Source organism: Rhizobacter sp. P2_D12 (assembly GCF_056404395.1).
In genome coordinates this window covers 1-8,464 of record NZ_JBFUEB010000173.1, presented here as the reverse complement: position 1 = coordinate 8,464, position 8,464 = coordinate 1, and the positions used below count along the sequence as shown (strand labels likewise).

The 8,464-nt window shown below is 68.6% G+C and carries 8 protein-coding genes; all 8 read left to right on the top strand.

Annotated features, from left to right (window positions below; genetic code table 11):
- Positions 1 to 44 precede the first annotated feature (44 nt).
- The gene (gene serC / locus AC1DYN_RS30555; protein ID WP_477966224.1) at positions 45 to 1,151 is read left to right on the top strand and encodes a 3-phosphoserine/phosphohydroxythreonine transaminase; all 1,107 of its coding nucleotides are present in this window, start codon (positions 45 to 47) and stop codon (positions 1,149 to 1,151) included.
- Entirely contained in the window at positions 1,144 to 2,250 is a 1,107-nt protein-coding gene (gene pheA, locus AC1DYN_RS30550; protein ID WP_477966223.1) for a prephenate dehydratase, read from the top strand. Before serC ends, pheA begins: the two co-directional genes overlap by 8 nt.
- A 4-nt stretch (positions 2,251 to 2,254) precedes the next feature.
- Entirely contained in the window at positions 2,255 to 3,139 is an 885-nt protein-coding gene (locus AC1DYN_RS30545; RefSeq protein WP_477966222.1) for a prephenate dehydrogenase, read from the top strand.
- A 20-nt stretch (positions 3,140 to 3,159) separates the two neighbouring features.
- Entirely contained in the window at positions 3,160 to 5,181 is a 2,022-nt protein-coding gene (locus AC1DYN_RS30540) for a bifunctional 3-phosphoshikimate 1-carboxyvinyltransferase/cytidylate kinase (protein WP_477966220.1), read from the top strand.
- Positions 5,182 to 5,331: 150 nt separating this feature from the next.
- Complete coding sequence (gene rpsA / locus AC1DYN_RS30535; protein ID WP_477966218.1) at positions 5,332 to 7,050, top strand: 30S ribosomal protein S1; 1,719 nt, start codon at positions 5,332 to 5,334, stop codon at positions 7,048 to 7,050.
- Positions 7,051 to 7,094: 44 nt separating this feature from the next.
- A complete protein-coding gene (locus tag AC1DYN_RS30530) occupies positions 7,095 to 7,436 on the top strand; it encodes an integration host factor subunit beta (protein ID WP_477966216.1) in 342 nt (113 codons plus the stop codon).
- A 45-nt stretch (positions 7,437 to 7,481) separates the two neighbouring features.
- The gene (locus tag AC1DYN_RS30525) at positions 7,482 to 7,808 is read left to right on the top strand and encodes a LapA family protein (protein ID WP_477966214.1); all 327 of its coding nucleotides are present in this window, start codon (positions 7,482 to 7,484) and stop codon (positions 7,806 to 7,808) included.
- The coding region (locus AC1DYN_RS30520) for a tetratricopeptide repeat protein (RefSeq protein WP_477966212.1) at positions 7,798 to 8,464 on the top strand (667 nt) is incomplete at its 3' end. The genes AC1DYN_RS30525 and AC1DYN_RS30520, both read left to right, overlap by 11 nt.

The following is an 8,464-nucleotide window of genomic DNA, read 5'->3' as shown; positions in this document are numbered from 1 at the left end:
GGCAAGCCCGCGCCGGCGGCGTCCAAGCCAGGCAAGTGAGCACGATGCAGCGTCCGTACAACTTCTCCGCCGGCCCGGCCGTGCTGCCCGAAGAGGTGTTGCAGCAGGCCGCGGCCGAGATGCTCGACTGGCACGGCTGCGGCATGAGCGTGATGGAGATGAGCCACCGCGGGCGCGAGTTCGCGAGCATCTACGAGCAGGCCGAAGCCGACCTGCGCGAGCTGCTGGCGGTGCCGGCGAACTTCCGCATCCTGTTCATGCAGGGCGGCGGGCTGGCCGAGAACGCCATCGTGCCGATGAACCTGTCGCGCGGCGGCGTGGTCGACGTGGTGCTGAGCGGCGCGTGGTCGATCAAGTCGCACAAGGAAGCGCAGCGATACGCCACCGCGCGCATCGCCGCCAGCAACGTCGACAACCGGCACACCCGCCTGCCGGCGCCGACCACCTGGACGCTGAGCGCCGATGCCGCCTACGTGCACGTGTGCACCAACGAGACCATCCACGGCGTCGAGTTCCAGGAGCTGCCCGACCTGGCCGCGCTGGGCTCGACCGCGCCGCTGGTGATCGACTGCTCGTCGCACATCCTGTCGCGCCCGATCGACTGGTCGCGCGTGGGCCTGGCCTATGCCGGCGCGCAGAAGAACATCGGCCCGGCCGGGTTGACGCTGGTGATCATGCGCGACGACCTGCTCGGCCATGCGCTGCCGATCTGCCCGAGCGCGTTCGACTACAAGACCGTGGCCGACAACGGCTCGATGTACAACACGCCGCCCACCTACGGCATCTACATCGCCGGGCTGGTGTTCCAGTGGCTCAAGCGGCAGCGCGAAGGTGTGGCCACCGGCGTCGCGGCGCTGGAGCAGCGCGCCATCGCCAAGTCGTCGCTGCTGTACGGCTACCTCGACGGCACCGAGTTCTACGAGTCGCGCGTCGAGCCCGGCAGCCGCTCGCGCATGAACGTGCCGTTCTTCCTGCGCGACGAATCGCTGAACGACGCCTTCCTGGCCGGCGCGAAGGCCCTCGGCCTGCTGCAGCTCAAGGGCCACAAGAGCGTCGGCGGCATGCGGGCGAGCCTGTACAACGCGATGCCGCTGGCCGGCGTGCAGGCGCTGGTGGCGTACATGCGAGAATTCGCAGCGCGCCATGGCTGACCCGACACCCGCCCCCAACCCCGAACTGCTGGCCCTTCGCACCGAGATCGACCGCGTCGACCGCGACCTGCTCGGCCTGCTGAACCAGCGTGCCGGGCTCGCCTTGCAGGTCGGCGAATTGAAGAAGAAGGAAGGCTCGGTGGCCTTCCGGCCCGAGCGCGAGGCCCAGGTCATCGACGGGCTCAAGAGCACCAACCCCGGGCCGCTGGCCAACGACAGCGTCGCGCCGATCTGGCGCGAGATCATGTCGGCCTGCCGCGCCCTCGAAACCCCGACCCGCGTGGCCTACCTGGGCCCGGCCGGCACCTTCAGCGAGCTGGCGGTGCTGGGCTTCTTCGGCTCGTCGATCGTCAAGGTGCCGTGCGCCAACTTCGACGAGGTGTTCCATGCCGTCAGCGCCGGCTCGGCCGATTTCGGCGTGGTGCCGGTCGAGAACTCGACCGAAGGCGTCGTCACCCGCTCGCTCGACCTGTTCCTGACCACGCCGCTGTTCATCATCGGCGAGACCAGCCTGTTCGTGCGCCACAACCTGCTGCGCCGCGACAACGCGCTCGACGGCATCGCCACCGTGTGCGCGCACCCGCAGGCGCTGGCGCAGTGCCACGGCTGGCTCAGCAACCACCTGCCGCACGCCGAGCGCCGGCCGGTGGCCAGCAATGCCGAAGGCGCGCGCCTCGCGCAGCAGGATGCGAGCATCGCCGCGATCGCCAGCGAACGCGCCGCCAGCGAGTTCGGCCTGCACATCGTCGCGCCGGCGGTGCAGGACGATGCGCACAACCGCACCCGCTTCACCGTGCTCGCACACCCGCACCAGCATCCGCAGCCCAAGGCCTCGGGCCACGACTGCACCAGCCTGATCGTCTCGGTGCCCAACAAGCCGGGCGCGGTGCACGACATGCTGGTGCCGCTGAAGCGCCACGGCGTCTCGATGACGCGTTTCGAATCCCGCCCCGCGCGGTCCGGCCAGTGGGAGTACTACTTCTACGTCGACCTGCAGGGCCACCCCGACGAGCCCCGCGTCGCGGCCGCGCTGAGCGAGCTGCGCGAGGTGTGCGCCTTCTTCAAGGTGCTCGGCACCTACCCCATCGACGTGCACTGAAACCATGTTCAACCAACTCGGCGTGATCGGTGTCGGCCTGATGGGCGGCTCGTTCGCGCTCGCCCTGAAACGGGCCGGGCTGGTCAAGCGGGTGGTCGGCTACAGCAAGTCGCCGTCCACCACCGAGCGCGCGCGCAAGATGGGCGTGATCGACGTCGCGGCCGAATCGGCGCTGCTGGCGGTGTCGGGCTCCGACATCGTGCTGATGGCGGTGCCGGTGTCGGCCACCGAGGCCACGTTCAAGGCGATCCGCCACCTGGTCGAACCCAACGTGCTGTTCATGGACGTCGGCTCGACCAAGCGCGACGTGGTCGACGCGGCGCGCCGCGTCCTGAAGGAACGCGTCAGCGCCTTCGTGCCGGCGCACCCGATCGCCGGCAAGGAAGTGGCCGGCGTCGCGCATGCCGATGCCTCGCTGTACTCGGGCCGCCAGGTCATCATCACGCCGCTGGCACAGACCTCGCCCGAGCTGGTGCAGAAGGCCACCGACGTCTGGTCGGCCATCGGCGCGCAGGTGCTGCGCATGACGGCCGAGAACCACGACGCGGCCTTCGCCGCGGTGAGCCACCTGCCGCACATGCTGGCCTTCGCGTTCTTCAGCTCGGTGGCCAAGCAGCCGGCGGGCAAGGATTTCCTGTCGCTGGCCGGCCCCGGCTTCCGCGATTTCACGCGCATCGCCGCCAGCGACCCCGAGGTCTGGCGCGACATCCTGATGTCCAACCGCGAAGAGATCCTGAAGCAGTCGCTGCGCTTTCGCCACACGCTGGATGCGCTCGAACACGTCATCAAGACCGGCAATGCGGAGGCGCTTGAAGGGCTGATCCGCAATGCTTCCGAAGCCCGTTCGGGCTGGCAGATGGGGTCGGGCAAGCCCAGCTCGTCGCGCTGAGCCCCCGACACCCACCGCCGATGTACACGACACCGTTTCTCGACCTTCCTCCCCTTGCGGCCGCCGACGGCCGCGTGCGCCTGCCCGGCTCGAAGAGCATCTCCAACCGCGTGCTGCTGCTGGCCGGGCTGAGCGCCGGCACCACCGTCGTGCACGACCTGCTCGATTCGGACGACACGCAGGTGATGCTGCAGGCGCTGCGCGAGCTGGGCTGCGGCGTCGACGCCGACGGCAGCGCGTGGCGCATCACCGGGCTCGGGGGCCGGCTCGCGGTGCGCGAGGCGAGCCTCTTCCTCGGCAACGCCGGCACCGCGATGCGGCCGCTGACCGCCGCGCTGGCCGTGCTGGCCGCCACGCAGAACGGCCGTTTCGAACTGCGCGGCGTGCCGCGCATGCACGAGCGCCCGATCGGCGACCTGGTCGACGCGCTGCGCCAGCTCGGCTGCAACATCGCCTCGCTGGGCCAGGAAGGCTACCCGCCGCTGCGCCTCGGCCCGGCCGACGGGCGCCTCGACACGGCGGCGCCGATCCGCGTGCGCGGCGACGTGTCGAGCCAGTTCCTGACCGCGCTGCTGCTGGCGCTGCCGCTGGTCTCGGCCGACCACGCGGTGACGATCGAGGTCGACGGCGAGCTGATCTCCAAGCCCTATGTCGACATCACGCTGAACCTGCTCGCGCGCTTCGGCATCCCCGTGCAGCGCGACGGCTGGCAGCGCTTCGTGATCCCGCGAGCAAGCGCTTACCGCTCGCCGGGCAGCATCCATGTCGAGGGCGATGCGTCGTCGGCCTCCTACTTCGTCGCGCTGGGCGCGATCGCGGCTTTCGACGGGCGCGCGCTGCGCATCGAAGGCGTCGGCGACGACTCGATCCAGGGCGACCTGCGCTTCATCGACGCGGCGCGCGCGATGGGGGCCGACGTGCGCAGCGGCCCCGGTTGGCTGGAAGTGCGCCGCGGCGCGTGGCCGCTGAAGGCCATCACGCTGGACTGCAACCACATCCCCGACGCGGCGATGACGCTGGCGGTGATGGCGTTGTATGCGCCCGGCACGACGCGGCTCGACAACATCGCCAGCTGGCGCGTGAAAGAGACCGACCGCATCGTCGCGATGGCGACCGAGCTGCGCAAGCTGGGCGCCCAGGTCGCCGAAGGGCCGGACTTCATCGAGGTCAGCCCGCCCGCCGCCTGGAAGCCGGCCGCGATTCACACCTACGACGACCACCGCGTCGCGATGTGCTTCTCGTTGGCCGCCTTCAACCCGCTGGCGGGTGGATCGCCAGCGGCAGCGGTGCCGGTGCGCATCCTCGACCCGCGCTGCGTCAGCAAGACCTTCCCCGACTACTTCGAGACGCTGTTCGGCGTCGCGAGCCCCGGGCCGGCGGGCGTGCCGGTGATCACGATCGACGGCCCGACCGCCTCCGGCAAGGGCACGCTGGCCAGCGCCGTCGCGCAGGCGCTGGGCTACCACTTCCTCGATTCGGGCGCGCTGTACCGCGCAACGGCGCTGTCGGCCATCGAAGCCGGCGTCGCCGACACCGACGAGGCAGGCCTGGCGAAGCTCGCCGCCGGCCTGCAGCTGGATTTCCGCGACCAGCGGATCCGGCTGGCCGGCCGCGATGTGAGCGATGACCTGCGCCAGGAGCACGTGGGCGCGATGGCGTCCAAGGTGTCGGCCTGGCCGGCCGTGCGCCAGGCGCTGTACCAGCTGCAGCTGTCGCACCGCCGGCTGCCCGGCCTGGTGGCCGACGGCCGCGACATGGGCACCGTGATCTTCCCTGGCGCCGACCTGAAGGTGTTCGTCGTCGCAAGTGCCGCCGTGCGTGCCGAACGGCGACATAAGCAATTGATTTCTAAGGGAATTTCGTCTAATATCGATGACCTTCGTGCCGACCTCGAAGCGCGCGACGCCCGTGACCAGAACCGGGCGGTGTCGCCTTTGAAGCCGGCCGAGGGTGCGAAGGTGCTCGACAACTCGGCGCTGACCATCGACGAATGCGTCGAGGCGGTGCTGGATTGGTGGGCGCAGTCACGAACCTTCGCGTGACTGTCGGTTGAAGTCGGCGCAAGCCGGCCCCAATTGACGTGACTGGCCCGCTGCTTCCCCTCCTGCACCGCTCTTGCCTCAACAAGAGACGTGCGCTGAAGCAGCGGTTCTGCAACCTAACCGCAACGCAAGTTGCACCCGGAAATCCTCATGCCTCAAACCCAAACTGCCACCAGCCAAGGCGGCGAATCCTTTGCCGCCCTGTTCGAAGAATCGCTGAAGCGCTCCGAGATGCGCAGCGGCGAGGTCATCACCGCCGAAGTGGTGCGTGTCGACTACAACTTCGTGGTGGTGAACGCAGGCCTCAAGTCCGAAGCCTACGTGCCCATTGAAGAATTCAAGAACGACCAGGGCGAGCTCGAAGTCCAGGTCGGCGATTTCGTTTCCGTGGCCATCGACGCCATCGAAAACGGCTACGGCGACACCATCCTGTCGCGCGACAAGGCCAAGCGCCTCGCGTCGTGGCTGTCGCTCGAGAACTCGCTGGAATCCGGCGAATTCGTGACCGGCACCGTGAACGGCAAGGTCAAGGGCGGACTGACCGTCCTCGTGAACGGCATCCGTGCCTTCCTGCCCGGCTCGCTGCTCGACACGCGCCCGGTCAAGGACATGAGCCCGTTCGAGGGCAAGACCATGGAGTTCAAGGTCATCAAGCTCGACCGCAAGCGCAACAACGTCGTGTTGTCGCGCCGCGCCGTGGTCGAGGCCTCGATGGGCGAAGAACGTGCCAAGCTGCTCGAAACCCTGTCCGAAGGCGCCATCGTCAACGGCGTGGTCAAGAACATCACCGAATACGGTGCGTTCGTCGACCTGGGCGGCATCGACGGCCTGCTGCACATCACCGACATGGCCTGGCGCCGTGTCCGCCACCCGAGCGAAGTCGTTCAGGTCGGCCAGGAACTGCAGGCCAAGGTCCTCAAGTTCGACGCCGAGAAGAACCGCGTCTCGCTGGGCATCAAGCAGCTGGGCGACGACCCGTGGCACGGCGTCTCGCGCCGCTACCCGAACGGCACGCGCCTGTTCGGCAAGATCACCAACATCGCCGACTACGGCGCGTTCGTCGAGATCGAGCCGGGCATCGAAGGCCTGGTGCACGTCTCCGAAATGGACTGGACCAACAAGAACGTCGCCCCCAGCAAGATCGTCTCGCTGGGCGATGAGGTCGAGGTCATGGTGCTCGAGATCGACGAGGACAAGCGCCGCATCAGCCTGGGCATGAAGCAGTGCAAGGCCAACCCGTGGGAAGAGTTCTCCACCACGGTGCAGCGCGGCGACAAGGTCAAGGGCCCGGTCAAGTCGATCACCGACTTCGGCGTGTTCGTGGGCCTGGCGGCCGGCATCGACGGCCTGGTGCACCTGTCCGACCTGTCCTGGAACGAGCCGGGCGAATCGGCGGTCCGCAACTACAAGAAGGGCCAGGAAGTCGAGGCCGTGGTGCTGGCCGTGGACGTCGAGCGCGAGCGCATCTCGCTGGGCATCAAGCAGCTCGACTCCGATCCGTTCACGAGCTACACCTCGGTCAATGACCGCGGCATGATCGTCAACGGCAAGGTCAAGACGGTCGACGCGCGCGGCGCCGAGATCCAGCTGAACGACGACGTCACCGGCTACCTGCGTGCTTCCGAAATCAGCCGCGACCGCGTCGAGGACGCGCGCAACGTGCTGAAGGAAGGCGACGAAGTCTCGGCGCTGATCATCAACGTCGACCGCAAGACGCGTTCGATCCAGTTGTCGATCAAGGCCAAGGACAACGCCGACCAGCAGGAAGCGATGCAGCGCCTGTCGTCCAGCAACGAGCGCGAGACCGCCGGCACGACCAGCCTGGGCGCCCTGCTGCGCGCCAAGCTGGACAACCAGAACAACGGCTGACCCCCGCTGTTCACTGACCGCAACCCGAAGGACCGACAGGACCCATGACGCGTTCCGATCTCGTGACCCGGCTGGCAGAGCAGTTCAGCCAGCTGACGCATCGCGACACCGAGTTCGCCGTCAAGACCATCCTGGATGCGATGTCCGATGCGCTCGCGCGCGGACATCGCATCGAGATCCGGGGGTTCGGCAGTTTCTCGATCAACCGCCGCCCGCCGCGGGTGGGGCGCAATCCCCGCTCCGGCGAGCAGGTGGTGATCCCCGAGAAGCTGGTCCCGCATTTCAAGCCCGGCAAGGCCTTGCGTGAAGCCGTCGACGAGCAGGTTCCGGTCGAGGACGACCAGCCGCTGCTCATCACGCCGATCACGCCACTGACGGGCACCTGAGCTTTCCATCGCTGCGCCGCCGACGACCTAGAATCGCCGGCAATGATGCGCATCGTCATCTGGCTCTTCCGGGCCTTCATCTTCTTCAGCCTCTTCGCGTTCGCGCTGAACAACCAGCACGACGCCAACGTGCGCTGGTTCTTCGGCCAGGAATGGCACGCCCCCATGGTCTTCGTCGTGCTCGGCGCTTTCGCGTTCGGCTGCGCCTTCGGCGTGCTCGCGATGGTGCCCAGCTGGTGGCGCAACCGCCGCCTCGCGCAGCGCCGCATGCGCCGCCGCGGCGATCACCCGGAGCCGGGCGACAGCGCGCTGTCGCAGGCCTCCGAGCTTCCCGTCCGACTCGACTCCCACCCCCCGCGCGATGGACTTTGACTACCAGTGGTTCCTGCTCGGCCTGCCGGTCGCGTTCGCCCTCGGCTGGCTGGGCTCGCGCCTTGACCTGCGGCAGTGGAAGCGCGAGCAGCGCGATTCGCCCAAGGCCTACTTCAAGGGCCTGAGCCTGTTGCTGAACGAGCAGCAGGACAAGGCGATCGATGCCTTCATCGAGGCCGTGCAGCAGGACCCGGACACTTCCGACCTGCACTTCGCGCTCGGCAACCTGTTCCGCCGCCGCGGCGAGTACGAGCGCGCGGTGCGCGTGCACCAGCACCTGCTGAACCGCGCCGACCTGCCGCGTGCCGACCGCGAACGCGCCCAGCACGCATTGGCACAGGACTTCATGAAGGCCGGCCTGTTCGACCGCGCCGAAGAGGCCTACAAGGCGCTCGACGGCACGCCGTTCGACACCGAGGCCCGGCTCGCGCTGCTGTCGCTGCACGAGCGCTCGCGCAACTGGCGCTCGGCGGTCGAGGTGGCGCAGAAACTCGAACGCAGCGGCACCGGCTCGTTCGCGTCGCGCATCGCGCACTACTGGTGCGAGCTGGCGATCGATGCCGATGCGCGCCAGCAGGCCGAGGAAGGCGACGACGCGCTGCGCCGCGCCCGTGCCGCCGCGCCGCAGGCCGCCCGCCCGCTGGTGCTGGCCGGCC